At 68.2% G+C, this 25,788-nt stretch carries 23 protein-coding genes and 1 riboswitch; of the genes, 12 read left to right on the forward strand and 11 right to left on the reverse strand.

Annotated features, from left to right (window positions below; genetic code table 11):
* Positions 1-21: 21 nt before the first annotated feature.
* Genes CSW59_RS13880 through CSW59_RS13890 form a run of 3 tightly spaced genes read right to left on the reverse strand, consistent with a single transcriptional unit; the run spans position 22 to position 2,769 of the window.
* Positions 22-483: an HPr kinase/phosphorylase gene (locus CSW59_RS13880; protein WP_099444605.1), complete on the reverse strand. Its 462-nt coding sequence runs from the start codon at positions 481-483 to the stop codon at positions 22-24.
* Positions 480-2,087, reverse strand: a complete 1,608-nt coding sequence (locus CSW59_RS13885) for an ATP-binding protein (RefSeq protein WP_099444606.1) — start codon at positions 2,085-2,087, stop codon at positions 480-482. The genes CSW59_RS13880 and CSW59_RS13885 overlap by 4 nt, the downstream gene beginning before the upstream one ends.
* Positions 2,062-2,769: a response regulator transcription factor gene (locus tag CSW59_RS13890; protein WP_099444607.1), complete on the reverse strand. Its 708-nt coding sequence runs from the start codon at positions 2,767-2,769 to the stop codon at positions 2,062-2,064. The genes CSW59_RS13885 and CSW59_RS13890 overlap by 26 nt, the downstream gene beginning before the upstream one ends.
* Before the next feature lie 211 nt (positions 2,770-2,980).
* Here CSW59_RS13890 and CSW59_RS13895 point away from each other — a divergent pair, with 211 nt between their 5' ends.
* A complete protein-coding gene (locus tag CSW59_RS13895; protein WP_099444608.1) occupies positions 2,981-4,681 on the forward strand; it encodes a hypothetical protein in 1,701 nt (566 codons plus the stop codon).
* Between the two features lie 107 nt (positions 4,682-4,788).
* Positions 4,789-5,016, forward strand: a riboswitch (cobalamin riboswitch).
* Positions 5,017-5,134: 118 nt separating this feature from the next.
* Positions 5,135-7,453, forward strand: a complete 2,319-nt coding sequence (metE, locus tag CSW59_RS13900) for a 5-methyltetrahydropteroyltriglutamate--homocysteine S-methyltransferase (protein ID WP_099444609.1) — start codon at positions 5,135-5,137, stop codon at positions 7,451-7,453.
* Between the two features lie 44 nt (positions 7,454-7,497).
* On the opposite strand, the gene pseC is transcribed toward metE, so the two are convergent.
* Both pseC and pseB read right to left on the reverse strand, forming a co-directional pair.
* Positions 7,498-8,655 (reverse strand): UDP-4-amino-4,6-dideoxy-N-acetyl-beta-L-altrosamine transaminase, encoded by a 1,158-nt coding sequence (gene pseC / locus CSW59_RS13905; RefSeq protein ID WP_201722809.1) that lies wholly within the window; start codon positions 8,653-8,655, stop codon positions 7,498-7,500.
* Positions 8,652-9,692 (reverse strand): UDP-N-acetylglucosamine 4,6-dehydratase (inverting), encoded by a 1,041-nt coding sequence (gene pseB, locus CSW59_RS13910; protein WP_099444610.1) that lies wholly within the window; start codon positions 9,690-9,692, stop codon positions 8,652-8,654. The genes pseC and pseB overlap by 4 nt, the downstream gene beginning before the upstream one ends.
* Positions 9,693-9,812: 120 nt before the next feature.
* On the opposite strand from pseB, the gene CSW59_RS13915 reads away from it, so the two are divergent.
* The gene (locus tag CSW59_RS13915; protein ID WP_099444611.1) at positions 9,813-10,229 is read left to right on the forward strand and encodes a hypothetical protein; all 417 of its coding nucleotides are present in this window, start codon (positions 9,813-9,815) and stop codon (positions 10,227-10,229) included.
* On the opposite strand, the gene tadA is transcribed toward CSW59_RS13915, so the two are convergent.
* Positions 10,222-10,719 (reverse strand): tRNA adenosine(34) deaminase TadA, encoded by a 498-nt coding sequence (tadA, locus tag CSW59_RS13920; RefSeq protein ID WP_099444612.1) that lies wholly within the window; start codon positions 10,717-10,719, stop codon positions 10,222-10,224. The genes CSW59_RS13915 and tadA overlap by 8 nt on opposite strands.
* A 57-nt stretch (positions 10,720-10,776) precedes the next feature.
* Between tadA and CSW59_RS13925 the strand changes: the two genes are divergently transcribed.
* On the forward strand, positions 10,777-12,048 hold the full coding sequence (locus CSW59_RS13925; RefSeq protein WP_099444613.1) for a pseudouridine synthase: 1,272 nt from the start codon (positions 10,777-10,779) through the stop codon (positions 12,046-12,048).
* Between the two features lie 11 nt (positions 12,049-12,059).
* Here CSW59_RS13925 and CSW59_RS13930 read toward each other — a convergent pair whose 3' ends face one another.
* Positions 12,060-13,031, reverse strand: a complete 972-nt coding sequence (locus CSW59_RS13930) for a CPBP family intramembrane glutamic endopeptidase (protein ID WP_099444614.1) — start codon at positions 13,029-13,031, stop codon at positions 12,060-12,062.
* Positions 13,032-13,240: 209 nt separating this feature from the next.
* Between CSW59_RS13930 and rsmD the strand changes: the two genes are divergently transcribed.
* The 4 genes from rsmD to CSW59_RS13950 all read left to right on the forward strand — a co-directional run bounded on the left by rsmD (position 13,241) and on the right by CSW59_RS13950 (position 15,712).
* Positions 13,241-13,804, forward strand: coding sequence for a 16S rRNA (guanine(966)-N(2))-methyltransferase RsmD (gene rsmD / locus CSW59_RS13935; protein ID WP_099445250.1), 564 nt, complete (start codon positions 13,241-13,243; stop codon positions 13,802-13,804).
* Between the two features lie 100 nt (positions 13,805-13,904).
* Entirely contained in the window at positions 13,905-14,546 is a 642-nt protein-coding gene (locus CSW59_RS13940) for an HAD-IA family hydrolase (protein WP_099444615.1), read from the forward strand.
* Positions 14,547-14,574: 28 nt separating this feature from the next.
* Entirely contained in the window at positions 14,575-14,862 is a 288-nt protein-coding gene (locus tag CSW59_RS13945; RefSeq protein ID WP_099444616.1) for a 4a-hydroxytetrahydrobiopterin dehydratase, read from the forward strand.
* 64 nt (positions 14,863-14,926) lie between these two features.
* Entirely contained in the window at positions 14,927-15,712 is a 786-nt protein-coding gene (locus CSW59_RS13950) for an SDR family oxidoreductase (protein WP_099444617.1), read from the forward strand.
* Positions 15,713-15,726: 14 nt separating this feature from the next.
* Here CSW59_RS13950 and CSW59_RS13955 read toward each other — a convergent pair whose 3' ends face one another.
* The 3 genes from CSW59_RS13955 to CSW59_RS13965 all read right to left on the reverse strand — a co-directional run bounded on the left by CSW59_RS13955 (position 15,727) and on the right by CSW59_RS13965 (position 18,612).
* Positions 15,727-16,419: a hypothetical protein gene (locus CSW59_RS13955; protein WP_143755001.1), complete on the reverse strand. Its 693-nt coding sequence runs from the start codon at positions 16,417-16,419 to the stop codon at positions 15,727-15,729.
* Positions 16,420-16,577: 158 nt separating this feature from the next.
* Positions 16,578-17,135 carry a stationary phase response regulator transcription factor SpdR gene (gene spdR, locus CSW59_RS13960; RefSeq protein WP_013077392.1) on the reverse strand — a complete coding sequence of 186 codons (558 nt, stop codon included), beginning with the start codon at positions 17,133-17,135 and terminating at the stop codon, positions 16,578-16,580.
* A 76-nt stretch (positions 17,136-17,211) separates the two neighbouring features.
* On the reverse strand, positions 17,212-18,612 hold the full coding sequence (locus tag CSW59_RS13965) for an ActS/PrrB/RegB family redox-sensitive histidine kinase (RefSeq protein WP_099444619.1): 1,401 nt from the start codon (positions 18,610-18,612) through the stop codon (positions 17,212-17,214).
* A gap of 74 nt (positions 18,613-18,686) precedes the next feature.
* Between CSW59_RS13965 and CSW59_RS13970 the strand changes: the two genes are divergently transcribed.
* The 3 genes from CSW59_RS13970 (at position 18,687) to CSW59_RS13980 (ending at position 21,634) form a co-directional block, all read left to right on the forward strand.
* A complete protein-coding gene (locus CSW59_RS13970; protein ID WP_099444620.1) occupies positions 18,687-19,274 on the forward strand; it encodes an SCO family protein in 588 nt (195 codons plus the stop codon).
* Positions 19,275-19,371: 97 nt separating this feature from the next.
* Positions 19,372-20,634 (forward strand): polyhydroxyalkanoate depolymerase, encoded by a 1,263-nt coding sequence (locus CSW59_RS13975; protein ID WP_099444621.1) that lies wholly within the window; start codon positions 19,372-19,374, stop codon positions 20,632-20,634.
* A gap of 280 nt (positions 20,635-20,914) precedes the next feature.
* Complete coding sequence (locus tag CSW59_RS13980; RefSeq protein WP_099444622.1) at positions 20,915-21,634, forward strand: M48 family metallopeptidase; 720 nt, start codon at positions 20,915-20,917, stop codon at positions 21,632-21,634.
* A gap of 134 nt (positions 21,635-21,768) precedes the next feature.
* Here CSW59_RS13980 and CSW59_RS13990 read toward each other — a convergent pair whose 3' ends face one another.
* Complete coding sequence (locus CSW59_RS13990; RefSeq protein WP_099444623.1) at positions 21,769-23,718, reverse strand: transglycosylase domain-containing protein; 1,950 nt, start codon at positions 23,716-23,718, stop codon at positions 21,769-21,771.
* A gap of 185 nt (positions 23,719-23,903) precedes the next feature.
* Here CSW59_RS13990 and recQ point away from each other — a divergent pair, with 185 nt between their 5' ends.
* Entirely contained in the window at positions 23,904-25,751 is a 1,848-nt protein-coding gene (gene recQ, locus CSW59_RS13995; protein WP_099445251.1) for a DNA helicase RecQ, read from the forward strand.
* Positions 25,752-25,788 lie beyond the last annotated feature (37 nt).

Below are 25,788 nucleotides of genomic sequence, written 5' to 3' on the forward strand. Positions count from 1 at the left end.
CGGGCGGCCTTGATACGCCCGTTAGAGAGGGACTCCAAGAGACTGCATGATGCGAACGATTTTCAGCGGCGCGGCGGGTTCTCGCGGCCACAGGTCGAAGACGGGGAGACTTATGCCCGCGACGACCTCGGCGCGGGGTTCGGGCAGGCGCTGGACGGCGTCGGGGGCCGCGACGCAGCGGATGATGACGGCGATCTCGCAGCAGGGCAGGGGGGCGGCGGCCTGGACGACGCCCAGGCCGCGCACCTCGATCAGCCCGGCCAGGGGCTCAGGCGCCTTGCCATAGAGGCGGCCGCCGGCGGGGAAGACGATGACCCGGTCGTCGGCGACCAGGCGAAAGCCGTGTTCCAGGGCGCGCAAGGCCAGGTCGCTCTTGCCCACGCCCGAGGGGCCCTCGATCAGGGCGCCGCGCCAGAAGCCGTCCTGGCGGCGGGCGATCAGGCCGGCGTGGCGGGGCTGCTGGGCGGCGGCGGGAGGACTCACGCCCGGGCGTCCGGCAGGTCGACGACGAAGCGCGCGCCGATCACCGCGCCGGCGGCGTCGTGGCGGTTCTCGGCGTGGATCTGGCCGCCGTGGGCCTCGACGATCTGGCGGGCGATCGACAGGCCCAGGCCCGAATTGCCGCCGAACGCCCGGCCCTTGGGGCGCGAGGTGTAGAAGCGCTCGAAGATGGTCTCGAGGTTGTCGGGCGGCATGCCCGGGCCGTCGTCCTCGACCGCCGCGATCAGCCGGCCCTTGGCGCGGGTCAGGCTGACCCGGACCTCGCCGTCGGCGGGGCTGAACGAGCGGGCGTTGTCGATCAGGTTGCGGAACACCTGGCCGATCGGGGTCTCGCGGGCCAGGGTCGTGGCGGGATGGGTCGGATCGGCGATGGCCAGGCTGACCCGCACGCTGCCGGGGGCCTCGCCCGGGCGCAGCTGCGTTTCGTAGAGGCCGGCCACCTCGGTCAGCAGGCGATTGAGGTCCAGGGCCTTGGGCGACTCGCGCGACAGCTCCGCATCCAGACGCGAGGCGTTGGAGATGTCGGTGACCAGCCGGTCCAGCCGGTTGACGTCGTTCTGCAGGATGGCCAGCAGGCGGGCCTGGGCGGCGGGGTCGGTGACCAGGTCCAGGGTCTCGACGGCCGAGCGGATCGAGGTCAGCGGGTTCTTGATCTCGTGGGCCACGTCGGCGGCGAAGCGCTCGATGGCGTCCATGCGCTCGGACAGCGAATGGGTCATGTCCTCCAGCGAGCGCGACAGGTCGCCGACCTCGTCGTGGCGACGCGAGAGATCAGGCAGGGAGATGGCCCGCGCCCCTTGCAGGCGCACGTGGTCGGCGGCGCGCGCCAGGCGCAGGACGGGCAGGGCGATCAGCCGGTGCAGCAGGACGCTGGAGGTCAGGATCGCGATCATGGCCACGACGATGAACGGCAAGAGGGCCTTGCGCTCGGCCGAGATGATCTCGTCGACGTCGCCCGCCTCCAGGGTCAGCACGCCCAGGATGGCGCGCACGTGCTGGATCGGGATCGAGACCGAGACCACCCGCTCGCCGTTCTCGGAGATGCGGGTGCCGGCCACGGTGCGGCCCTTCATGGCCTGGGCGATCTCGTCGGCCAGGGCCTTCTGGGCGCGCTGGGCCTTGGCCTCTTCGGCGGGGGTCTTGCGGGGGCCCTCGGGGGTCTGGCCAGGCTTGCGGGCGGGCGGCAGGACCTTCCAGTCGACGCGGTCGGCGACCACGAACGAGTCGGCCAGCACCTTGCCGTGGGCGTCGAACAGCCTCGCCCGCTGCGAGCGCGGGATGAACAGCAGCTGGAAGATGGCGCTGGCGGTGTAGGGATCGAGCGCGGGCTCGGGCTCGCCGATCGTCGCCGACTGGTCGATGACGTTGGCGATCAGCTCGCCCTGGGTGCTGAGGCTGTCGATCCGCGCGTTGACGAGGCCGCTGCGCAGCTCGTTCAGCACCAGCGCCCCGACGACCACGATCACCAGGGCCAGGACGTTCAGGGTGACGATCAGCCGACCCAGCCGCGAGCCGCGCGGCCAGGTCAGGCGACGGCGGGGCGCAGGCCCGCCCGCCGCCTCAGGCTTCGCGGTAACGATAGCCAACGCCGTACAGGGTCTCGATGGAGTCGAATTCCGGATCGACCTGACGGAACTTCTTGCGCATGCGCTTGATGTGGCTGTCGATCGTGCGGTCATCGACATAGACCTGATCGTCGTAGGCCGCGTCCATCAGGTTGTCGCGGCTCTTCACGAAGCCTGGACGCTGGGCCAGGGCCTGCAGCAGCAGGAACTCGGTGACCGTCAGGCGCACGGGTTTGCCTTCCCACAGGCTGTCGTGGCGGGCGGGGTCAAGGGTGAGCTTGCCGCGCTTCATCACCTTGGAGCCGGCCGCGTTCGGATCGGCCGGGACGGGTTCGCCGTCGGGCCGGGCGCGGCGCAGCACCGCCTTGACCCGCTCGACCAGCAGGCGCTGGCTGAACGGCTTGTGCATGTAGTCGTCGGCGCCGAGGTTGAAGCCCAGGACCTCGTCGATCTCCTCGTCCTTGGAGGTCAGCATGATCACCGGGATCTCGGAGTGCTGACGCAGGCGGCGCAGCACCTCCATACCGTCCATGCGGGGCATCTTGACGTCCAGGATCACGAGGTCCGGCGGGCTGGCCTCCAGGCCTTCGAGGCCGGCGACCCCGTCGTGGAAGTGGTTCACGGTGTGGCCATGCGCTTGCAGCGCCATCGAGATGGAGCTGACGATGTTCTCGTCGTCGTCAATGAGGGTGATGAAGGCCATCTATCCGATCTTATCCTTCGACTTGCGTCGTTCGCCGATCCTAACGGCCCCGGCTCAAGGCTTCAACGCGCGGCGCGGCAAAGCTTTCCAAGCCTGTCTTCCCGCCCTTTACGGCCTCAGCAAGGCGCGATTGGGGCGTCCCGAGCGGGTTTGCCTCAACCTGACCTTAATGTCTCGTACGCCATAGTCGCGCTCCAGGAGCCAGCGCCGAATGAGCCAAATCCACTACGAGCTTTTTGTCCGACGGAAGGTCGGCGCGCAGTGGACGCTCGAGATCGCCACTGAAAACCGCGCGCACGCCATCCAGACGGCGGAAGACGTCCTGGAGCAGAAGCGCGCCGTGGCCGTGCGCGTCAGCAAGGAGACGCTGAACCCAGAGACCGGCGAATACAAGTCGCTGGCCATCTTCACCAAGGGCATGGTCGACGGCGGCAAGGCGAAGAAGGAAGAGGAAGAGCGCGATCCGCTCTGCGTCCAGCCCGCCGACCTCTACACCGCCCATGCCCGCGACCGGATCGGCCGCCTGCTGGAAGGCTGGCTGAACCGTCACAAGGCCACGCCCTTCGAGCTGCTGCACCGGCCCGACCTGGTCGAGAAGCTCGAGGCGTCCGGCACCGACCTGCAGCACGCTCTGCAGAAGATCGCCATTCCCGAGGCCGAGGCGCGCGGCGTCACGGTCCATGAGATCATCCGCCACTTCCAGGGCCTGGTCGAACGCACGATCGGCAACCTGAGCAAGGCGTTCAAGAAGGGCGCTCTGCCCGACCTCGACAAGGAAGGCTTCGCCAAGGCCGCCGAACGCTTGGTCGCCGATCCCGATCGCGCCTTCCTGCTGGGGGCCGGCGTCGCCGCCTCGATCGCCCCGGCCGTCAACTGGTCGGAGAAGATCGCCCGCCTGCTGGACCTGGCCGACGCCGCCCCGACCGAGCCGCGCGCCCGGGTCGCGGCCCTCTCCGCCATCGAGCAGCCCTTGGCCGAGATCATCGGCTCGCGGGCCGGCATGGCCGACCTCTTGGACACCACCAAGGGCGACCTGGGCCACACCCTAGCCGCCATGACCCGCCTGACGGGCGGCGCGGCGGTCGAGGCCTTGATCCGGATCGAGGCCAGCGTCCGCGCCTGCATGCCCGACCTCTCCGGCACGGCCAAGCGCCTCAGCGACTGGTTGGGCGGCGACGACTTCCCCACCGTGCGCAAGGCCATCGCCGAGCGCGTGCTGACCGAGCTCAACGGCGTGCGTCGCCTCAAGCCCAGCGACGCCGAGGCCGAGATCGAGTACCTGCGATCGCTGGCCATGAGCCTGACGGCCGCCGCCGGCCGCATCCTGCAGGCCGAGGATATCCAGGCGGCCTTCACCACCCGGTCGAAGACCCTGCTGAACGGCGACTTCATCGACAGCCTGCTGGGCCGCGACCGCTCGTCCTACGAAGAGATCAAGATCCTGATCCGCCTGGCCGAGAACGTCATGGGCGCGGTCAACAAACGCAACGCCGCCCGCTGGCTGAACGGCAACATCAGCGCCATGCGCTTCGAGAAGGAAATGCGCCAGGGGCCGGACTCGCCGGTCACCAAGCTCAGCCAACTGGCCGGCCTGCAGCGCCAGCTGACGCGCTCGGGCCTGGTCCGCGAGGACTACGAGCCGCTGTGCGTGAAGCTGGGCGATATCGGCGCCCAGATAGAGGGCGACACCCGCCTTTTGACGATGCTGGTCCGCGCGCCGGCGCCGCTGCCCCACCGCCTGACCCTGCTGGCCAAGCTGGCCATGGGCGAGTCTGGTCCTACTGGCCCAGTCGCCGACAAGGCCCGCGCCGAAGCCCTGAAACTGGCCCGAGGCCCCGGCGCCCGCGAGGAGCTGGCCGAGTCGCCGCAGACGCTAGATTTGCTCAAGAGCCTGACGGGCAGGGCGGCTTGAAGGCGACGGCGCTCGCCTTCGCTTGATGCGGAGGCCGGCGGACGCCCGAGTTCCGATTTCATATAAGGATATCTTTATATCCCTCTTGACGGTGCGTCTCTCCCGGCGTCTTCTAGAGGTGTCGTGGTCTGCGGGCGTTCGCGCCCGGAGCTAAGAGGGAAGTCGGTGAGGGCGTGAAAACCCGAATCCGGCGCTGCCCCCGCAACTGTGAGCGGCGAGCCGCTGTCCGTTTCGTGTCACTGACGCGCCGAGCTGGTTCGGTGGCGTGTCGGGAAGGCCAGGGCAGGGGCGACGACCCGTGAGCCAGGAGACCTGCCTCGACAGATAACGTCCTCCGGCGGGGTGTCCGGTCTGGTCGCATGCTTAAGGCGCGGCCGGACCCTCCGTCCGAGCGCGCCTAGTTGCGCGCGTCCCGATCAGCCTCGCCACAACACCGGCAGAGGCTTTTCCAGAATGACCGTCACCGTCGCCACCCTCGGCTTCCCTCGCATCGGCCCCCGGCGCGAGCTGAAGACCGCCCTCGAACGCTACTGGTCCGGCCAGAGCGACCAGAAAGCACTGCTCGCCGCGGCAGCCGATCTGCGCGCCACGACCTGGGCGCGCCAGGCCGCGCTCGGCGCGGACCATGTGCCGTCCAACGATTTCTCGCTCTATGATCAGGTTCTGGACACCAGCGTCATGGTCGGCGCGATCCCGGCCCTCTACGGCTGGCGAGGCGGACCGGTGTCGCTGGACACCTACTTCGCCATGGCGCGCGGCGACCAGGGCGTCACGCTGGCCCCCTGCGGTCACGACCATGGTCCCAAGACCGGCGTCCCGGCTCAGGAAATGACCAAGTGGTTTGATACCAACTACCACTACCTCGCCCCCGAGGTGTCTCGCGGCCAGGTCTTCGCCCTGTCCTCGACCAAGCCGGTCGATGAGTTCCTCGAGGCCAAGGCGCGGGGGTTCCATACCCGCCCGGTGCTGCTGGGGCCGGTGACGTTCCTGAAGCTCGCCAAGACCAAGGATGCGGACTTCGCGCCGATCTCCCTGCTGAGCGCCCTGCTGCCGGTCTATGCTGAGATCTTGAAGGCCCTGGCGGCCGCCGGCGCCGACTGGGTGCAGATCGACGAGCCCTGCCTGGCCTTGGACCTCACCGACTTCGAGCGGGGCGAGCTGCGCCGGGCCTATGGCGCCTTGACCCACGTCGCGCCGGGTCTGCGCCTGATGCTGGCCAACTATTTCGGCGGCTATGGCGAGAACCTGGCCACCGCCGTCAACCTGCCTGTCGATGGGGTGCATCTTGATCTGGTTCGTGCGCCCCAAGATCTGGAGCGCGCCCTGTCGGCCAGCCGCGAGAGCCTGGTCCTGTCGCTGGGCGTCATCGACGGTCGCAATATCTGGCGCGCCGACCTGCCGGTCCTGCTCGACCGCCTGGAACCCGTGGTCGCTCGGCGCGGCGCCGACCGGATCGTGCTGGCCCCGTCGTGCTCGCTGCTGCACGCGCCGATCGACCTGACGTTGGAGACCGCGATCGACCCCGAGGTTCGCCAATGGCTGGCCTTCGCGGTCCAGAAGATCGAGGAACTGGCCGTGCTGGCCAAGGCCCTGAACACCGGCCGCGCCGCCGTCGCCGCCGAGCTGGCGGCGAGCGCGGAGGCGGCGAAGGCCCGCCGCGTCTCGGCGAAGATCCATGACCCCGCCGTGGCCGCGCGACTGGCAGTCGTCACCGAGGGCATGGCGCGCCGCTCCGCCGCCTTTGACCGTCGCCGGGCCCAGCAACTGCGGCTGCCGGCCTTCCCGACCACGACCATCGGCTCGTTCCCCCAGACCGAGGCGGTGCGCAAGGCGCGCTCGGCCCACGGCAAGGGTGAGCTGATCGACGCGGCTTATGAGAGCTTCCTGCGGGAGGAGACCGAGCGCGCCATCCGCTGGCAGGAGGAGGTCGGCCTTGATGTGCTGGTGCACGGCGAGTTCGAGCGCAACGACATGGTCCAGTACTTTGGCGAACAACTCTCGGGCTTCGTTTTCACCAAGCATGCCTGGGTGCAGTCGTACGGTTCGCGCTGCGTGCGCCCCCCGATCCTGTTCGGCGACGTCTCGCGGCCGAAGGCGATGACGGTGGAGTGGTGGCGCTATGCCCAGTCGCTGACCGACCGGCCGGTGAAGGGCATGCTGACGGGGCCCGTGACGATCCTGAATTGGTCGTTCGTCCGCGATGACATTCCCAGGTCCCTGGCCTGCCGCCAGATCGCGCTCGCCATCCGCGACGAGGTTGTCGATCTGGAAAAGGCGGGCGCCAGGATCATCCAGATCGACGAGGCGGCCCTGCGCGAAGGTCTGCCCCTGCGCCGCGCCGATTGGGACGCGTACCTGGCCTGGGCCGTCGAGTGCTTCCGCCTGACCGCCTCGGGCGTGGCCGACGCGACCCAGATCCATACCCACATGTGCTACTCGGAGTTCAACGACATCATCGCCGCCATCGGGGCGATGGACGCCGATGTGATCTCGATCGAGACGGCGCGCTCGAAGATGGAGCTGCTCGACGCCTTCGCCGACTACGCCTATCCGGCCGAGATTGGGCCAGGCGTCTACGACATCCACTCCCCGCGCGTGCCGTCGGTCGATGAGATGACGCAGCTGCTGATCGCCGCCCAGGCGCGGCTGTCGAGCGGCCAGCTATGGGTCAATCCCGACTGCGGCCTCAAGACCCGGAAATGGCCCGAGACCAAGGCGGCCGTCGCCAACATGGTCGAAACCGCCCGCCGGGCGCGAGAGGCGCTCGTCTAGACCGGGAAGCGGGGGCTCCGGACGCGCGCTCGCGTCCGGAGCCTCTACCCCAACACCGTCGCCAACGCGTCGACCACCCGCTCCACATCCCCATCCGTCATGGCCGGAAAGAGCGGCAGGGTCAGGCAGCGCGCGTACCAGGCGTCGGCGCCGGGCAAATCCGCCAGGCCCTGGCGGTTGACGTAATAGGGCTGGCGGTGGACCGGGATGTAGTGGACCTGTGTCCCGACGCCCTTGGCTTTCAGCGCCTCGACGACGGCGCGGCGGGTTGCGCCCAGGCCTTCGAAGTCGATCAGCACGGTCAGCAGGTGCAGGGCCGGATCGGAATGGGCCGGGCTTGCCGCCAGGCGGGCTTTCGGCGCGCGCTCGGGCAGCAGGCGGGCGTAGAGCGCGGTCAGTTCGCGGCGGCGGGCCACGAAGCGGTCCAGCTTGTTCAGCTGTGACAGGCCCAGCGCGCAGAGTACGTCCGGTATGCGGTAGTTGAAGCCCAGTTCTGGCATCTCGTACCACCAGGGATCGCCGCCGGCGGGCCGGACCATGCCGTGCGAGCGCAGCCGGCGCGCGCGGTCCGCCAGGCCCGCGTCGTTGGTGGTCAACATGCCGCCCTCGCCGGTGGCCAGGGTCTTGACCGGGTGGAACGAAAAGCTGGCGAAGCTGGAATAGGCGCCGTCGCCGACCGGGTGGGCGACGCCGTCGAAGGTGGCGATCGAGCCCAGGGCGTGGGGGGCGTCCTCGACCAGCACCGCGCCGGCCGCGTCGGCCAAGGCCTTCAGGGCGGGCAGGTCGCAAACGTCGCCGCGCAGGTGGACGGGCAGGATCGCCTTCACCTTGCGGCCGGCCGCGCGCTTCAGGGCGTCGGAGAGGGTTTCCGGCGTCATCAGGCCGCTATCGGGATCGACGTCGGCGAACACCACCTCGGCCCCGACATAGCGGGCGCAGTTGGCGGTGGCGAGGAAGGTCACCGAGGGCGCGATGCAGACATCGCCCTCGCCCACGCCCAGGGCCAGCATCGCCAGGTGCAGGGTCGCCGTGCCGTTGGAGACGGCGACGGCGTGGCGGGCGCCCACCGTCTTGGCGAAGGCGGTCTCGAACGCCTCGACCGTCGGGCCGGTGGTCAGGAAATCGCCGCGCAGGGCCTCCGCGACGGCCGCGATGTCGTCGTCCTCGATCGTCTGGCGGCCATAGGGGAGGAACCCGCTCATCGCGCGGCCTTCTCCTCCAGCATGGCCAAGAGGCCCTCGGGCGACAGCCAGTCGTGATTGTTGTCGCTGCTGTACGAGAACTCCTCGGCCACCGGCTTGGCGCCGTCGGCGGCGGCGTAGGGCTTGCGACCGAACTCGGCGAAGTTGGGCTCGATCGCGAAACGGTCCTCGAACTCGACGGTCGCGCGAGCGTCGTCGGCGCTGATCATGATCTCGTGCAGCTTCTCGCCGGGGCGGATGCCGATCACCTTCATGCCGGCGGTCGGCGACATGGCCTTGACCAGGTCGGGCATGGCCATCGAGGGGATCTTCGGCACGAAGATCTCGCCGCCGCGCATCATCGTCAGGGTCGACAGCACGAAGTCGACGCCTTCGTTCAGGGTGATCCAGAAGCGGGTCATGCGCGGGTCGGTGACCGGCAGCTCGGTCGCGCCCTGGGCCAGCAGGCGGCGATACAGCGGCACGACGCTGCCGCGCGAGCCCACGACGTTGCCGTAGCGCACGACGCAGAACCGCGTGCCGATGTCGCCCGACAGGTTGTTGGCCGCCACGAAGGTCTTGTCCGAGGCCAGTTTGGTCGCGCCATAGAGGTTGGTCGGGTTGCAGGCCTTGTCGGTCGACAGGGCCACCACTTGCTTCACCGCGTTGTTCAGGCTGGCCCAGACCACGTTCTCGGCGCCCAGCACGTTGGTGTGGATGCATTCCGACGGGTTGTACTCGGCCGCCGGCACCTGCTTGAGGGCCGCAGCGTGGATCACGATATCGACGCCGCGCAAGGCCAGCGTCAGGCGCTCGCGGTCGCGGACGTCGCCCAGGAAGAAACGGAGCTTGGCGAAGGTCTTCTCGTCGAACTGCTCGCGCAGCTCGATCTGCATGTCGCTCTGCTTCAGTTCGTCGCGGGAGTAGATGATGACCTTCCGCGGCGCGTAGCGGCGCAGCACGGTCTCGATGAAGCGTCGGCCGAACGAGCCAGTGCCGCCGGTGACCAGGATCACCTTGCCGTCCAGGTCGAGGGATTTGGGAGAAAAACGGCCCAAGGTGTGCCTCCGAAAGACGCGCGTCTGGCCCGCTGCCGCGACGACGAAGCGTGGTTAACGATGCTTTTTGCACCGACAGACGTAAAGAGGACGTCAACCCTGAAGCGCTATGATGATCCCATGCGTCGCTTCCGCTCCCTGCCGCTGGTCCTGGCCGTCGTCCTGTCGGCCGCGCCCCTGGCCGCGCCTGGCCCCGCCATGGCGGCGAAGGGCGCGGATAAGAAGGAAGCGCCCAAGACCTATTTCGCCCTGGCTCCGATCAATGCGGTGGTCATGCGCCGCGACGGCCGGCGCGGGGTCATGACCCTGGAGACGGGGCTTGAGGTCAAGGATCCCGAGCTGATGAAGCGCGCCGAGGCCTCCAGCCCGCGTCTGCGCGCGGCCTTCGCTCAGGTGATGATGATCTACGCCGCCGGTCTGCGCGGCGGGACGGCGCCGGACATGGACTATGTCGCCCGCGAGCTGCAGAAGGCCGCCGACCAAGTGCTGGGCAAGCCCGGCTCGAAGGTCCTGCTGGGCTCGGCCCTGATCAGCTAGATTTTTTACGGCGCGCCCGGAAGAAGCCGCGCAGGAGCTCGGCGCTCTCCTCGGCCAACACCCCGCCCGTGACCTCCGGTCGCCAGTGGCAGGTCGCTTGAGCGAAGAACTTCGGGCCGTGGACGACGGCGCCGCCTTTCGGGTCCTGCGCCCCAAACACGACCCGGCCGATCCGGGCGTGGCTGATCGCGCCCGCGCACATGGCGCAGGGCTCGAGCGTCACGACCAGGGTGAGATCAGTCAGGCGATAGTTCTTGAGCTTGGCCGCCGCCGCGCGCATGGCGGCGATCTCGGCGTGGGCGGTGGGGTCGTGGGCGGCGATCGGACCGTTGCCAGCCGTGGCGATGACCTCGCCGGTCTTGGGATCCAGGATCACCGCGCCGACCGGCGTCTCGCCCGCCTCGGCGGCCGCGCGGGCCGCGTCCAGCGCAAGGCGCATCATGCGCCTATCCTGCTCGGAGCCTTGATCCTCGTCCTGATCGGTGCGCATTAGCTGACCCTGAAAAGCCCATCGAGAGATGCGCCCAGCCCTAGAAGGACGCCGAGCATGACCCAGCCCCATGACCCCCTGTACGAGCCTGAACTCGACGGTCAAGACGGCGATCTCGACGGTGGTCCCGGCGAGCGGGTCGCCAAGGCCCTGGCGCGGGCGGGCGTGGCCTCGCGGCGCGAGGTCGAGCGGCTGATCGAGGCCGGCCGCGTGGCGATCAACGGCAAGGTGCTGACGACCCCCGCGATCAAGGTCAAGCCGGGTGATTTTCTCACCGTCGATGGCCAGCTGGTGGCCGAGCGCGAGCCGACCCGGATCTTCCGCTACCACAAGCCCACGGGCCTGATGACCACCCACAACGACCCCAAGGGTCGACCCACGGTGTTCCAGACCCTGCCCAAGGACCTGCCGCGCCTGATCTCGGTCGGGCGTCTGGACTTGAACTCCGAAGGGCTGCTGCTGCTGACCAACGACGGCGAGCTGTCGCGGGCGCTGGAGACGCCCAGCAACGCCTGGGTCCGCCGCTATCGCGCCCGGGCCTTCGGCGACACCACCCAGGCCAAGCTCGACACCCTGAAGGACGGCGTGACGGTCGAGGGCGTCAAGTACGGCCCGATCGAGGCCAAGCTGGACAAGGCCCATGACAAGGCCGGCGGCGGCAAGAACCTGTGGATCACGGTCTCGCTGTCGGAGGGCAAGAACCGCGAGGTGCGCAAGGTGCTGGAGTCGGTCGGCCTGAAGGTCAACCGCCTGATCCGCATGTCCTACGGTCCGTTCGCGCTGGGCGCGCTGGCGGCCGGTCAGATCGAGGAGGTCGGCCCCCGCGTGATCCGCGAGCTCTTGGAAGGCGTCGTGCCGCCCGAGAACATGCCGACCGGCGATCGGCCCAAGTTCGCCGGGATCGCCAATCCGGTGAAGGCGCCGGGCACGGACGGCGGCGGCGACCTCCAGCGACGGGGCGTCCCGCGCGCCGATCGCGAGCTCTTGCCCGCGGCGCCAGAAAAGCCCGAGAAGCCGGTCTATAAGGCCGGCTGGGCCAAGCCGAAGAAGAAGGTCTCGCCGCACGCGCCGGCCAAGGGCGCGGCCAAGGCCAAGCGCGCGCCCGCCAAGTCGATCGAGACCAAGTTCATCGACGACCGCAAGCCCGTCGCGCGCGGCAAGCCGGCCGCGCGTCCCGACGGGAAGTTCGCCCCGAAGGCGGCTGTCGGCGCGGCGCGCAGGGTCTCGGAGAAATCCGGCAAGCCGATGGGGCGTCCCAGCGCGCGGCCCGCTGGCTCTCGGCCGACCGGCGGTCGTGGTCCCGCGCCGCGCGGCGGTCCCAAACGCTAGAGCGCCAAGGCTTAAGCCGCCGCTGGGGCCTGCAGCCGGGTCCAGCGGCGCAGGGTCGGCCAGCGCGCGGCCAGTTCGGTCACGCCGATCAGGCCGGCCAGCATGACGACGGCGCTGGCGATCAGGCTCGCCTTGAACTCATGCGGCGCGTCGGGGCGCGTGGTCATCGGGCGGATCAGTAGCAGGATCACGGCGTTGTTGGCCGCATGGGCGCCGATGCCCAGCTCGATACCGCCCAGACGAAGGGCCATCCAAGTCAGTCCCGCCCCCATCGCCGCGCGGAAGATGAAGGTGTCGATGTTGGGGTCGAAGTGGATGGCGGCGAACAGCAGGCCGTTCAGCGTCATCAGCACGATCGGATTTCGGACATAGGCCGCGCTCTGCTTCAGCAGCCATCCGCGAAACACCAGCTCCTCGGCGGCGGCCGCCAGGATCAGCAGGCCGACGGCCATGGTGGCGTAAAGGGCGCGGCCGACCAGGTTGGGCGAGGCCCGCCACAGCGGCGGGTCGATGCTCTGGCCGGTCGCGGCGGCGATGGCCACGAGCCCAGCCATTGTCGCCCCCACGATCACCAGTCCGCCGATCAGCAGCCGCTTGCGAAACCGTCCGCTGCTGTTGACGTAGTCGGTGACGCGGCGGTGGTGCATGGCCCCGGCCGCGTAGACGAAGCCGACGGCCGCGCCCAGATTGACGCCAGCCAGCACCGCCAGCAGGAACAGCGACTGCCGCGCCGAAGGATCGGTCAGGGTCGGGTCGGTGAAGATCTGGAACAGGTCACCGGCCGCGGGCGCGCCATCCAGGCCGCTGACGACCAGCAGGGTGGTCAGGGTCGCGGTGATCGCGCCAAGCAGGGCGGCGACGGCGCCGGCCAGGACGCCGACCGGCACGGCGAACAGGCTGCGCCACGGGTCGCGGTCGCGCGGCGACAGGCCGTCCAGAAAGGGCGAACGCCTCGCCGCCTCCAGGATATCGCCCATACGCATTGTTTGATCGCCCTTCCCTTCAGAGCCGACTAAGAGGGGGCGGCGGGCGACTTGTAAAGCGCGCGCTTGTCGCGGCGCGGCGGCGACGGCACACATCCCGTTACGGGTTGTAAGAGGGACACGATGAGCGATCGGGATTCAGGCAAAGCGTCAGGGAGCGCCGTTCTCGCGCGGTGTCGCCGAGCCCGCGGTCGGACGACGGCCGCCTGATGCGTATCGTCTCAGGCCAGTATCGCGGCAAGCCCATCGTCGCCCCGCCGGGCGGCTCAACCCGCCCCACCTCCGACCGCGCCCGCCAGGCGGTGTTCAACATCCTGGAGCACGCGGCCTGGGCGCCGGAGCTGCAAGGCGCGCGGGTGCTCGACGTTTTCGCGGGCTCGGGCGCGCTTGGCTTGGAGGCCCTATCGCGGGGCGCCAGCTTCTGCCTGTTCGTCGAGACTGACGACGCCGCGCGCGGCGCGATCCGCGAGAATATCGACGCGATGCAGCTGTTCGGCGTCACGCGTGTGCATCGCCGCGACGCCACCGACCTTGGACCCCGGCCGGCCAGCGCTGGCGCGCCGTTCGACATCGCCTTCCTGGATCCGCCCTACGCCAAGGGCCTGGGCGAGAAGGCCGTGGCCGAGCTGAAGGCTCACGGCTGGCTGGCCCCTGGCGCGATCCTGATGTTCGAGCGCGGCCGGGACGAGACCGATCCCGTGCTGGACGGCTTCGAACAGATCGACGCACGCGACTACGGCGCCGCGCGGGTGCTGTTTTTCAAGCTGGTCTAGCGGCTTTCGAGCCAGCGCGCCCTTGCGTGGCCCAGCGCTTTCCTTGGCGGCTTAACCCGGCTAGCCTGCGGATCAAACAATCGTTTGAGGTGGGCGGAAGATGGCGATCGAGGCGGTGATCTGGGACTTCGGCGGCGTCTTCACGACCTCGCCGTTCGAGGCCTTCCGCCGCTACGAGACGCAAGCCGGCCTGCCCAAGGACTTCATCCGCACGGTCAACGCCACCGATCCGGACGCCAATGCCTGGGCCAGGTTTGAGCGGGCCGAGATCGACGCGGCGGCGTTTGATAGTCTCTTCCTTGAGGAGGCGACGCGGCTGGGCCACGCCGTGCGCGGGGCCCAGGTGCTGCCTTTGCTGTATGGCGACCTGCGGCCGCGTGTGCTGGACGCGCTGAGGGCCTGCAAGGCGCGCTTCAAGGTCGGTTGCATCACCAACAACGTGCCCACGGGCCATGGCCCGGGCATGGCCCAGAGCGCCGAAAAGGCGCGGGCGGTGGGCGAGATCATGGCCCTGTTCGACGCGGTGATCGAAAGCTCCAAGGCCGGCGTGCGCAAGCCCGACCCGCGCATCTACCAGATGATGTGCGAGCGCTTGGGCGTCGCGCCGGAGGCTTGCATCTATCTCGACGACCTGGGGATCAACTGCAAGCCGGCGGCGGCCCTGGGCATGACCGCCATCAAGGTCTCCAACGAGGACCAGTTGCTGGCGGACCTTGCCGAAGCGACCGGATTGGCGTTCTGAGGGTCTAAGAGACTCTCTCGGAGGAAACATGTCCCGTCCCCGGATCGGCGCCGCCGCCGCGATCGCCCAGCTCGACGGCTGGCGCGTCGCCGAAGGCCACAAGGACGCCATCGCCAAGACCTTCCGTTTTTCCGACTTCAACGAAGCGTTCGGCTTCATGACGCGCGTGGCCCTGATGGCCGACAAGCTCGACCATCATCCCGAGTGGTTCAACGTCTACAACCGCGTCGAGGTGCTGCTGACCACCCACGACGCCGACGGGGTGACGCAGCTGGACGTGACGCTGGCGAAGTTCATGGACGAGGCGGCGGGTTAGCCTCTTCCCCAGCGCGACGTCCCGGTTCAAACTCTCGTTTGAATTATAATCGGGAGGACGCCGCATGGCGCAGAGCATGGGCCGGGTCGCCGGCAAGAAGGCCTTCATCACCGGCGGGGCTCAAGGGTTGGGCGCGGCGGCGGGGCGGCGGCTCGCCGAAGAGGGGGCCAAGGTCACCCTGGCCGATATCAACCTGGCGGGCGCGGAAAGCGTGGCCGCCGAGATCAACGCCCGGCACGGCGCCGGCACGGCCTTCGCCCTGCAATTGGACGTCACCCAAGAAGACCAGTGGATCGAGGCCTTGGAGAAGGCCAACGCTCTGATGGGCGGCATCTCGGTGCTGCTGAACAACGCCGGCGTCGCGGGCGACAAGCCGCTGGAGGCCATGGAGTTCGATCTCTGGAAGAAGATCATGTCGATCAATGTCGACAGCGTCTTCCTGGGGGCCAAGCACGCCCTGACCCACATGCGCGCCCATCAGCCAGGCTCGATCGTCAATATCAGCTCGATCGCCGGCCTGATCGCCAACCACAACTCGCCCGCCTACAACGCCAGCAAGGCGGCGGTCTGGATGCTGAGCAAGAACATCGCCCTCTACTGCGCCAAGCAGGGGCTGGATATCCGCTCGAACTCGATCCACCCGACCTTCATCGACACGCCGATCCTGGACCCGCTGAACCAGCGGCTGGGCAAGGCCGAAGCGCAGGCCAAGCTGGGCCGCCAGATCCCCGTGGGCCACATCGGCGAGCCGAACGACATCGCCAACGCCGTGCTCTATCTGGCCAGCGACGAGAGCAAGTTCGTCACCGGCGCCGAGATCAAGGTCGACGGTGGGATTTCGGCGATGTGATTCGGCGTGGCTCTCTATTCCGCTCGTACCGCCATTTCGATCGCCCAGAGCCCGTCTGGGCGCATCGTCCAATAAGATATTTGAGGCCTGGATAGAACCTTGTCCTTCATCAAGCAAATGATCTGGAAATTGGGATCAATCGTTTGTATCTGGTGATGCTCTAGAAGTTTCCAGATCTTATCCGCCCATATATTGGGGTTATTGGCGTCCGTCAGTGGCGCATTTCCACTTAGGAGCTTCCTCATACTTCCCCTATGTAGGACGTTCCCGCATTCTCCATAGAGGCGAAGCAGGTCGTCTTTATTTAGAAAGCCAGACGTGATTGGTGTCAGCCGCCAAACGCCAAGTTCATCGCGCTCGACTGGCTGTTTCGACGGCTTTGGGAAGAAGTCGCTGTGCAGATTGTCCAATGATTTGATGATCGTATCTGCGTCCGCCTTTTGGAGCCGCTTCGTACCGGTTTCGGCAATATCGCCGTGGGCCGCTAAGCAAGCGAGAGCGATCGACTCGCAGATCATTCTTAGCTGCAAATAGGCAAATTCAAGTTTTGCGGCGTCCATCATTTGGGGCTGCAAGGTGCTCGCAGGCGCATGCGGCAAACCTTGATTCAAGACGTTCATCAATAATTCGTCTCGAATCAAAATCTCTTCCATGAGTCGGCAATAAATTTTGCCAATCTCTTCGCGCTCTTTGTTTGAGAGCGCCATGCTCCGTGCATCCCGATATTAGGCAAGCTGCCTAAGCGAAGCGCTCGGCTGCTTCAATATGTCGTTATGTAGACGTTGAATTGAAGTAACCGGGGGACTGCTTGTCCCCCGGTCGCTCCGGGGTAGCTACCTCAAGAGCTGTTATGTTCCCTGAGTAATCACCGCGGCGCCCGTTTCGCCAGAATCCGCTGCAGCGTGCGGCGGTGCATGTTCAGGCGGCGCGCGGTTTCCGAGACATTGTGGCCGCACATCTCGTAGACGCGCTGGATGTGCTCCCAGCGGACGCGGTCGGCGCTCATCGGGTTTTCCGGAGGCGTCGGAGCGGCGTCCTTGGCGGCCAGCAGGGCGCGGGCCACGTCGTCGGCGTCGGCCGGCTTGGAGAGGTAGTCGACCACCCCCGCCTTCACCGCCGCCACCGCCGTGGCGATGTTGCCGTAGCCCGTCAGCATGATGACCTTGGCGTCGGGCCGCGCGTCGCGCACCGCCTCGACGACCTTCAGGCCCGAGCCGTCCTCAAGCCGCATGTCCAGCACGGCGTGGGCCGGCGCCTGGGCGCGCAGGATGGTCAGGGCCTCTGCCACGGAAGCGGCCAGCGTCACCTCGAACCCGCGCTGCTCCAGAGCTCGTCCGAGCCGGGTCCGCAGCGGGCCGTCGTCGTCCAACAGAAGCAGAGTCTTGTCCGGCAGCGCCGAAACCAGCTCACCGATATCCGCCATGAAGTCAGCGCCTCCCCGCGCCAATACTCGACAAGGCCAAGTCGTGTTCTATCCTTCCGCGCATCCGCGTCAGAACTCAAGCCCCTGTATAGCCCGGGGCTTCAAGAGCGGCGCGCGGCCAGCGCGCCGACACCACGGCGCCGCCGCGACGTCCGTTGCGGAAGTCGACCGTTGCCCCGGTCCGCTCCAGCAAGGTCTTGGCGATGAAGAAGCCCAGACCCATGCCGATATGGCCCGTGCGCGAGCCCTCGGCGCCTGGTCGCGTGGTCACATAGGGCTCGCCCAGCTTGGCCAGCACCTCGGGCGAGAAGCCCGGGCCGTCGTCGCGGGCCTCGATGACAATATGTCGCGGGTCGAAGCGGGCGATGACGATCACCTCGCTGCGGGCGAAGTCGACCGCGTTCTCCACGATCGAGGTCATGGCGTGGATGATCTCGGGCCGGCGCCAGATGTCGGGGGCGGTCTCGCCCGAGGGGCCGTTGACCACGGCCTCGACCCGGATGCCGTGGACCATGTGCGGCTCGATGACGTCCTGGACCAGCTGGACCAGGCTCATGCGCTCGTGGACGGCGTCCTGGGCCTCGGGCATCTCGGTCAGGCGCTGCAGGATCTCGCGGCAGCGGGCGGCCTGGCCGATCAAGAGCTCGGCGTCCTCGCGGATCTCCTCGTTGGTGGCGTTGCGGGCCATCTCGCGCGAGACGACCGAGATGGTGGCCAGCGGCGTGCCCAGTTCGTGCGCCGCCGCCGCCGCCAGGGCGCCCAGGGCCGAGAGCCGCTGCTCGCGGGCCAGCACGGTCTCGGTGACGTTGAGGGCCAGCTCCATCCGCGCGGACTCGCTGGCCGCCTGCCAGGCGTAGGCGGCGGTCAGGATGATGCCGGCGATCCGCGCCGCGACGATCATCGCCATCATGGTCGGGCTGGGATTGAAGCCCATCGGCGCGCCGTTCACGGTGGGCAGCGGCATGTGGAAGAAGGCCAGTAGGATCGAGGCGGCGATGGCGAGGACGCCCAGGCCGATCGCATAGCGCGCCGGCAGGGTCGAGGCCGCCAGGGTCACCGGCGCGATCAGCAGCAGGGCGAAGGGATTGAGCGCGCCGCCCGTCAGGTAGAACAGCGCCGACAGCTGCAGGATGTCGAAGGCGATCTGGGCCGTGGCCTCGCCGTCGCGGGCCATTCGCTGGCCGTTGGCCGCTAGACCCAGCAGGACGTTCAGCCAGGCCGACAACGCCACCAGGGTGAAGCACATCGCCCAGGGCACGTGCATCTTCAAAGCCAGACCCGAGACCAGCAGGGCGGCCGTTTGGCCTACGACCCAGGCCCAGCGCTGGGCGAGCAGCGTGCGAACCCGAAGGCGGCTGCGACGCAGGCCGGGCGCCGTCCAACTCCAGGCGTCGTCTTGCGCCGGATCCTCGCCCGGCCTATCGAGCCCGTTGCGGCGTGGATCCTCGGGCATTCCAGCGAACGAGACGTCAGCCATGGCCGCAGGATTGTCCAGAATTGCGCGCTTTGCGAGTGCAAAAGGATGGGCTGAGACAAAAGGATGCGCCGCCGATGCTTCGTCAACGTCTGGTCCTGATCGTCGTCTGCCTGCTGGGTCTGCTGGTCATCGGCGGCCTGGCCTGGCGCGCCAGCGCTTTGAAGAGCCAGCCGTCGGCCGCGGTGGGCGGCCCCTTCCAACTGGTCGACCAGAACGGCGTCGCGACTACCGAAAAGGTGCTGAAGGGCAAGTGGAGCGCGGTGTTCTTCGGCTTCACCTACTGCCCCGACGTTTGCCCGGGAACCCTGCAAGGGCTGGCGGCCGCCACCGAGCTGCTGGGCGACGAGGCCAAGGACCTGCAGATCGTCTTCATCTCGATCGACCCCGAGCGCGACAGCGCGGCCCAGATGAAGGCCTATCTGTCGGCCGACTATGTGCCCAAGTCGACGATCGGCCTGACCGGCTCGCAGGCCCAGATCGACGCCGCCGCCAAGGCCTACAAGGTCTACTACGCCAAGGTCGGGACGGGGCCGGGCTACACCATGGACCACTCCACCTTGATCTATCTGATGGACCCCAAGGGGCGCTTCAGCACGGTGATCCCCTACAACCAGCCGCCCGCCGACATCGCCGCGCGGATCAAGGCGGCGATGGCGGGGTAAGCGCGGCGACCCCATGAAGCGGCGCGAAATGCGTTCGAAGGATAGACTCCTTTAGCTTTCGGTATGCTATGCTGCGCTGCAACATTGCGGGTGCGACATGCTCTACGCCCTTCACGAGGCGGCTTACTACGCCTCCACTCCGATGCGCCGAATGGCGCTGGCGGCCCGGGACTTCTGGGGATCGCCACTGAACCCGGCCGCTGAGTCGGCGCTTGGCCGGCGCATGCACGCCGGCGCGGACCTGTTCGCCAACGTCACCCGGCGCTATGGCAAGCCCAAGTGGAACATCGACAAGATCAAGGTCGGTCAGGTCGATGTCCGCGTCCGGCCGACGGTGGTCTGGGAGAGCCCCTGGGCCCGCCTCGTCCAGTTCGACCGCGACATGGCCGACATGCGTCGGGCCGGAAAGTTCTCGCTGGACCCGGCGGTGCTGATCGTCGCGCCCTTGTCGGGCCACTACGCGACTTTGCTGCGGGGTACGGTCGAGGCCTTCCTGCCCGACCACGCGGTCTTCATCGTCGACTGGATCAACGCGCGCGAGGTCTCGGTCCTGGAGGGTCGCTTCGACTTCCACGACTATATCGACCACGTCATCCAGATGCTGGAAGTGCTGGGCCCGCGTCCGAACGTGGTCGCCGTCTGCCAGCCCGGCCCGCCTGTTCTGGCCGCCGCCGCCTTGATGGCCGAGCAGAACCACCCCTCGCGTCCGGCCAGCATGACCTTCATGGGCTCGCCGATCGACGCGCGCCTGTCGCCGACCGTGACCAACCAGTTGGCCGAGGAAAAGCCGTTCACCTGGTTCCAGTCGAACATGATCTACACCGTGCCGCCGCCCTATGTGGGCGCGGGAAGGCGCGTCTATCCAGGCTTCGTCCAGCTGGCCAGCTTCATGAGCATGAACGCCGAGCGCCACCAGGAGGCCCATCGCCGCTATTTCAACGACCTGGTGAAGGGCGATGGCGACAGCGCCGACAAGCACCTGGAGTTCTATGACGAGTATCTGTCGGTCCTGGACCTGACCGAGGAGTTCTATCTTCAGACCATCGACATCGTCTTCCAGCAGCACCTGCTGCCCAAGGGCGAGCTCATGCATCGCGGCACACGGGTGAAACCCGAGGCGATCACCGACATCGGCCTGATGACGGTCGAGGGCGAGAACGACGACATCTCCGGCATCGGCCAGACCCAGGCCGCCCACGGCCTGTGCTCGAACATTCCCGAGGACATGAAGCTGGACTACGTCCAACCCAGTGTCGGCCACTACGGCGTGTTCAACGGCCGCCGGTTCCGCGAGGAGATCTATCCCCGCGTGCGAGCCTTCATCCGCAAGTGCGATCCGAACTTCGCCGAAGAAGCTTAAGAGGCGGCTATTCATACCCTATGGGCGGGGACCTAATACGGTCCGGAAACCAATCTCCCCGCCTTCCTAGGCCTTGTGCCTAGGGCCCATGGCGGGGCTAGACGCGGCCTTTCCTGTCGTGAGCGGCGAAGTGGGGATCGCGCCTTCCAACTCAACGTCGGTGGAACCCTGGGTCCTAGGCACGAGGCCTAGGAAGGCATGGAAATGGGCTTCCAAAAGCCGCCTCAATCCACTCACCGCCGTCTTGCGACGAACCCCGACGCATACGATCTTACCGCCCATGTTCTCACGCGCGGCTCAAAGGTTTTCGGACGGCGATCGGCTGGAGATCGGCGGCTGGCCGATCCGGCTGCGCGTCGACGGCCGGGCGCGGCGGGTGTCGCTGAGGGTTGATCGCGCCAAGTCCGAGATCGTCGCCCTGGCGCCGAGCCCCAAGCGCTTGAACGAGGCCGTCGCCTTCGCCCAGGAGAAATCCGGCTGGATCGCCAAGCAGCTGGAGGCCCTGCCCCAGCGGATGAGCCTGGCGCCCGGCGGCGTGCTGCGCTTGAACGACAAGCCCTATCGCCTGGAGGTCGGCCCTGGCCGCGCCCGGCTGGAAGAGGGCCGCATCATTGCGCCCGATGATCCCAACTGGGGGCTGAAGGTCATCCGTCTGGCCAAGCGTGAGGCGCTGAGCGTGCTGACCGAGCGCACCGCCGTCCACGCCGCCGCCCTGGGTCGCCCGATGCCGTCCGTGGCCGTCGCCGATCCGAAGGCCCGTTGGGGCTCTTGCCGGCCCGCCACGTCCCGAGCGCCGGCGGCAATCCGCTATAGCTGGCGGCTGATCCTGGCCCCGGCGGCGGTGGCCGACTATGTCGCCGCTCACGAGTGCGCCCACCTGATCGAGGCCAATCACGGGCCGAAATTCTGGGCGTTGTGCGAGCGACTGGCGGGCGATCCCGCGCCGCACCGGGCCTGGCTGCGTGCGCACGCCGCGGAGCTGCACGCGATCGGGGCTTAGCTTTGCGTAAGATCCTCCCCCGTGCTGCGGGGGAGGTGGCCCAGAGGGCCGGAGGGGGCTAACGCGGCCAATATCCAGTTCGCCCCCTCAGTCGCTCCGCGACAGCTCCCCCGCATCGCGGGGGAGCATCGTACTCAATAAGGCAGCTGACCCGGCGGTGGCGCGGTTCCCGCCGGCGTCTCGGCCGCCTGGCCTTCGGGCGCGGGATTGATCAGGTCGCCGATCGGGTCGGGCGCTTCCGGGGGCGGCGGGACGCCGCCGGGGATGGGCGTGACCTTCAGGCGGGGCAGGGCGGCGGCCATGAACGTGCGCCAGATCTCGGCCGGAGCGCCCGCGCCGCTGACGCGCCGCATCGGCGTGTTGTCGTCCTTGCCGGTCCAGACGGCGGTGACGAAGCCGCCCGTGTAGCCGACGAACCAAGCGTCGCGGTAGTCGCTGGTCGTGCCGGTCTTGCCGGCGATGTCGTAGCCCGGGACGTTGGCGCGCGTCCCCGTGCCCGAGATCACGACGTCGCGCATCATCTGGTTCATGTACTGCAGGGCCGGCGAGCCGATCACCGCCGCGCGGGCCTGCTTGTCGACATTGTGGTCGTACAGCACCTTGCCCTTGGCGGTGCGGATGCGCTCGATGCCATAGCCCTTGGCCAGGAAGCCGCCGTTCGAGAACGGGGCGTAGGCCTGGGCCATCTCCATCGGCGAGACCTCGACCGCGCCCAGGGCCATCGACGGGTCTAGTTGGATCTTGCTGGTGATCCCCAGGCGGCGGGCGGTATCGGCGACGTTGCTGGTGCCGACCTCGCTGGCCAGGCGCGCAGCGACCGTGTTGATCGACTGGGCCAGGGCCGTCTGCAGGGTGATCTCGCCCAGGTACTTGCCGGTGTAGTTGCGCGGCTCCCAGTTGCCGATCTTCACCGGCTCGTCGACGACCAGCATGTCGGGCGTGCGGCCCTGCTCCATGGCGGTCAGGTAGACGAACGGCTTGAAGGCCGAGCCGGCCTGACGGCGGGCGGTGGTGGCGCGGTCGAACTGGCTGTCGGCGTAGTCGGCCCCGCCGACATAGGCGCGGATGCGGCCCTCGCCGTCGATGGCCACCAGCGCCGACTGCTGGACGCCCTGGCTGATGTGGCCCTCGACGCCCAGCTTCACGGCGCGCTCGGCGGCGACCTGGATCGGCAGGTCCAGAGTGGTCTCGACCACCAGGTCCTCGGTCGGCTCGCCGACCAGCGAGCGGACCTGGGCGTCGATATAGTCGGTGAAGTACTGGGCGCGCTGATTGGCAAGGGTGGCTGAGACCTGCACGGGCGTGCTGAAGGCCTGGTCGCGCTGCTCGGGCGTGATGGCCTTGATGCGCACCATCTCGTCCAGGACGATGGTGGCGCGGCGCGCGGCGCGCTCCTTGGCCGAGACCGGCGAGTAGCGGGCGGGGCCCTTCATCATGCCGGCCAGCAGGGCTGCTTCGCCGATGGAAAGGTCCCTCGCCGGCTTGTTGAAATACCGCTGCGAGGCGGCTTCGATGCCGTAGGCGCCGGCCCCGAAATAGACCCGGTTCATATAGAGGGCCAGGATCTGCTTCTTGGAGAACTTCATCTCCAGCCAGATCGCCAGGATCAGCTCCTGGGCCTTGCGGCGATAGTTCTGGGCCGGGCTCAGGAACAGGTTGCGGGCCAGCTGCTGGGTGATGGTCGAGCCGCCGCGCTGGGGGCCGTCATGGGTGGCGTTCCAGATCGCCGAACGGATGATGCCCCACGGGTTGAAGCCGAAATGGTGGTAGAACTGGCGGTCCTCGATCGCCACGAAGGCGGCCGGCACGTACTCGGGCAGGGCGTCGATGTCGACTGGCGGCGCATACTGGCTGCCGCGCACGGCCAACAGGGCGCCCGAACGGTCCAGATAGTTGATCGAGGGCTGGCGCTTGACGTCGTACAGGGTCGAGGTGTCGGGCAGGTCGCGGGCGAACACCGCGAAGAAGGCCACGACGAAGATCAGGCCCCAGATGCCCAGCACCGTTCCCCAATAGACCAGGGCCTGAAGCGGGGTGCGTTGCGGCTTCGCCGGCTTGTTTCCGCCGAAGGGTCCGTTCGCCATGTTGGTATCGTTCCTGCGCGCGCCGGGGGGTCTTTGAGCGCGTTCCGTTTAGCCGAACCCCACAGAACGCGCGACAAGATTGACGAGATATGAACGCGGCGGTTTTCGGGCCTCGCCGTCAGAGAAACGCCGGCGCCGGCGATCGTGCCTTGGCGCGGCGCGGGCGGGCCGTCATAACCACGCCCGTGTACGTTCCTCCCGAATCCCCAGAGCTTGATCAGGCGCGCGATGTCCTGCGCCGCACCTTCGGCCACGCCGATTTCCGGGGCATGCAGGCCGGGGTAGTCAATGAGATCCTGGCCGGGCGTAGCGCCATGGCCGTGCTGCCCACGGGCGGCGGCAAGAGCCTGTGCTATCAGATCCCATCACTGATCCGGCCGGGGGTCGGCCTCGTCGTCTCGCCGCTGATCGCGCTGATGGCTGACCAGGTCCAGGGCCTGCGCCAGGCGGGCGTGGCGGCCGAGCGGCTGGACAGCAACATCTCGCTGGACGAGCGCTCGGACATCTGGCGGCGGATCGACGCCGGTGAGGTCGACCTGCTGTATCTCTCGCCCGAAGGCCTGATGCAGCCGTCGATGCTGGAGCGTCTGTCGCGCACGCCCCTGGCCCTGGTCGCCGTCGACGAGGCTCACTGCGTCAGCCAGTGGGGTCATGACTTCCGGCCTGAATACCGGATGCTGGGGCGGCTGGCCGAGCTGTTCCCCGACGTGCCGCGTCTGGCCGTGACCGCCACGGCCGACGCCCGAACCCGCGACGACATTCGCGCCGAGCTGCGCCTGGACGGCGCGGCCGAGTTCGTCGACAGCTTCGCCCGTCCGGAGCTGGCGCTGAACGCTGAGCGCAAGCGGGGCAAGGGCCACGATCGGGTCGTGGAGCTTGTTCTGGAGCGGCGGGGCCGCTCGGGCGTGGTCTATGCCGGCTCGCGCGACGCTACCGAAAAGCTTGCCGAGAAGCTGAACGCAGAGGGCGTGCCGGCCCTGGCCTACCACGCAGGCCTCGACAAGGCCGTCCGCGCTCGCCGCTTGGAAGACTTTCTGGAGGCCGACGCTGCGGTGATGGTGGCGACGATCGCGTTCGGCATGGGCGTCGACAAGCCCGACGTCCGCTTCGTGATCCACGCCGACCCGCCCGCCGCCATCGAAGCCTACTGGCAGGAGGTCGGCCGCGCCGGCCGTGACCGTCAGCCGGCCGAGGGCATCACCCTCTATGGCTCGGCCGACATGGCCTGGGCCGCCCGCCGCATCGAGACTCGCGAGGCGCCCGACGAGGTCAAACAGGTCCAGTCGCGCAAGCTGCGCCAGTTCTACGCCATGCTGGAAGGCGTCACCTGCCGCGCGGCGGCGGTGCGCCGCTATTTCGGCGAAGAGGGCGTGGCCCGTTGCGGGGTCTGCGACATCTGCGTCTCGCCGCCGGCCGCGACCGACGCCACCGAGGCCGCGCAGAAGGCCCTCTCGGCCGTGCACCGGCTGGGCGGGCGGCTGGGGCGCGGGCGCGTGATCGAGCACCTGCTGGGCAAGACCAAGGACGTGACGCCCAGCGAGGCGCAACTGCCGACCTTCGGCATCGGGCGGGAGATGAGCCAGCCGGCCTGGCGCGACCTGTTCGACACGCTGATCTTCGAGGGCCTGCTGCGCGAGGACCCCAATGATGGACGCCCGCTGATCGGCCTGGGCGATGTCGAAGGCGTGCGGCAGGTCTATCGCGGCGAGCGCCGTGTGGCCCTGCGCCAGACGGTCGAAGCGCCCGACGGCGGTGGTCGCGGCGGCGGGACCTTGCGCAAGCGCCGCGAGGGCAAGGCTCTGGCCATCCCAGCCGAGAACCAGGTGCTGTTCGAGGCCCTTCGCGCTTGGCGTAAGGAGGCGGCGCAGCTGCAGCACGTGCCGCCTTATGTCATCTTCCATGACGCCACCCTGGCCGAGATCGCCGCCGCGCGGCCGGCCACCCTGGCCGCGCTCGGCAAGGCCGGCGGTGTCGGCCAGGGCAAGCTCGATCGCTACGGCGAGGCGGTTTTGAAGGTCGTTCGCGAGAACTAAAGCGGGTCCGACGTGTTAGTGTGGTTCAAGCCGAGGA

The sequence above is a fragment of the Caulobacter sp. BP25 genome (assembly GCF_002737755.1).
GTDB lineage: Bacteria > Pseudomonadota > Alphaproteobacteria > Caulobacterales > Caulobacteraceae > Caulobacter.

Bases quoted from the DNA above. Each gene is read 5' to 3' on its own strand.
- CSW59_RS13890 (WP_099444607.1), bottom strand. From the start codon at position 2,769: ATGGCCTTCATCACCCTCATTGACGACGACGAGAACATCGTCAGCTCC.
- CSW59_RS13895 (WP_099444608.1), top strand. From the start codon at position 2,981: ATGAGCCAAATCCACTACGAGCTTTTTGTCCGACGGAAGGTCGGCGCG.
- metE (WP_099444609.1), top strand. From the start codon at position 5,135: ATGACCGTCACCGTCGCCACCCTCGGCTTCCCTCGCATCGGCCCCCGG.
- pseC (WP_201722809.1), bottom strand. From the start codon at position 8,655: ATGAGCGGGTTCCTCCCCTATGGCCGCCAGACGATCGAGGACGACGAC.
- CSW59_RS13915 (WP_099444611.1), top strand. From the start codon at position 9,813: ATGCGTCGCTTCCGCTCCCTGCCGCTGGTCCTGGCCGTCGTCCTGTCG.
- tadA (WP_099444612.1), bottom strand. From the start codon at position 10,719: ATGCGCACCGATCAGGACGAGGATCAAGGCTCCGAGCAGGATAGGCGC.
- CSW59_RS13925 (WP_099444613.1), top strand. From the start codon at position 10,777: ATGACCCAGCCCCATGACCCCCTGTACGAGCCTGAACTCGACGGTCAA.
- CSW59_RS13930 (WP_099444614.1), bottom strand. From the start codon at position 13,031: ATGCGTATGGGCGATATCCTGGAGGCGGCGAGGCGTTCGCCCTTTCTG.
- rsmD (WP_099445250.1), top strand. From the start codon at position 13,241: ATGCGTATCGTCTCAGGCCAGTATCGCGGCAAGCCCATCGTCGCCCCG.
- CSW59_RS13940 (WP_099444615.1), top strand. From the start codon at position 13,905: ATGGCGATCGAGGCGGTGATCTGGGACTTCGGCGGCGTCTTCACGACC.
- CSW59_RS13945 (WP_099444616.1), top strand. From the start codon at position 14,575: ATGTCCCGTCCCCGGATCGGCGCCGCCGCCGCGATCGCCCAGCTCGAC.
- CSW59_RS13950 (WP_099444617.1), top strand. From the start codon at position 14,927: ATGGCGCAGAGCATGGGCCGGGTCGCCGGCAAGAAGGCCTTCATCACC.
- CSW59_RS13955 (WP_143755001.1), bottom strand. From the start codon at position 16,419: ATGGCGCTCTCAAACAAAGAGCGCGAAGAGATTGGCAAAATTTATTGC.
- spdR (WP_013077392.1), bottom strand. From the start codon at position 17,135: ATGGCGGATATCGGTGAGCTGGTTTCGGCGCTGCCGGACAAGACTCTG.
- CSW59_RS13965 (WP_099444619.1), bottom strand. From the start codon at position 18,612: ATGGCTGACGTCTCGTTCGCTGGAATGCCCGAGGATCCACGCCGCAAC.
- CSW59_RS13970 (WP_099444620.1), top strand. From the start codon at position 18,687: ATGCTTCGTCAACGTCTGGTCCTGATCGTCGTCTGCCTGCTGGGTCTG.
- CSW59_RS13975 (WP_099444621.1), top strand. From the start codon at position 19,372: ATGCTCTACGCCCTTCACGAGGCGGCTTACTACGCCTCCACTCCGATG.
- CSW59_RS13980 (WP_099444622.1), top strand. From the start codon at position 20,915: ATGTTCTCACGCGCGGCTCAAAGGTTTTCGGACGGCGATCGGCTGGAG.
- CSW59_RS13990 (WP_099444623.1), bottom strand. From the start codon at position 23,718: ATGGCGAACGGACCCTTCGGCGGAAACAAGCCGGCGAAGCCGCAACGC.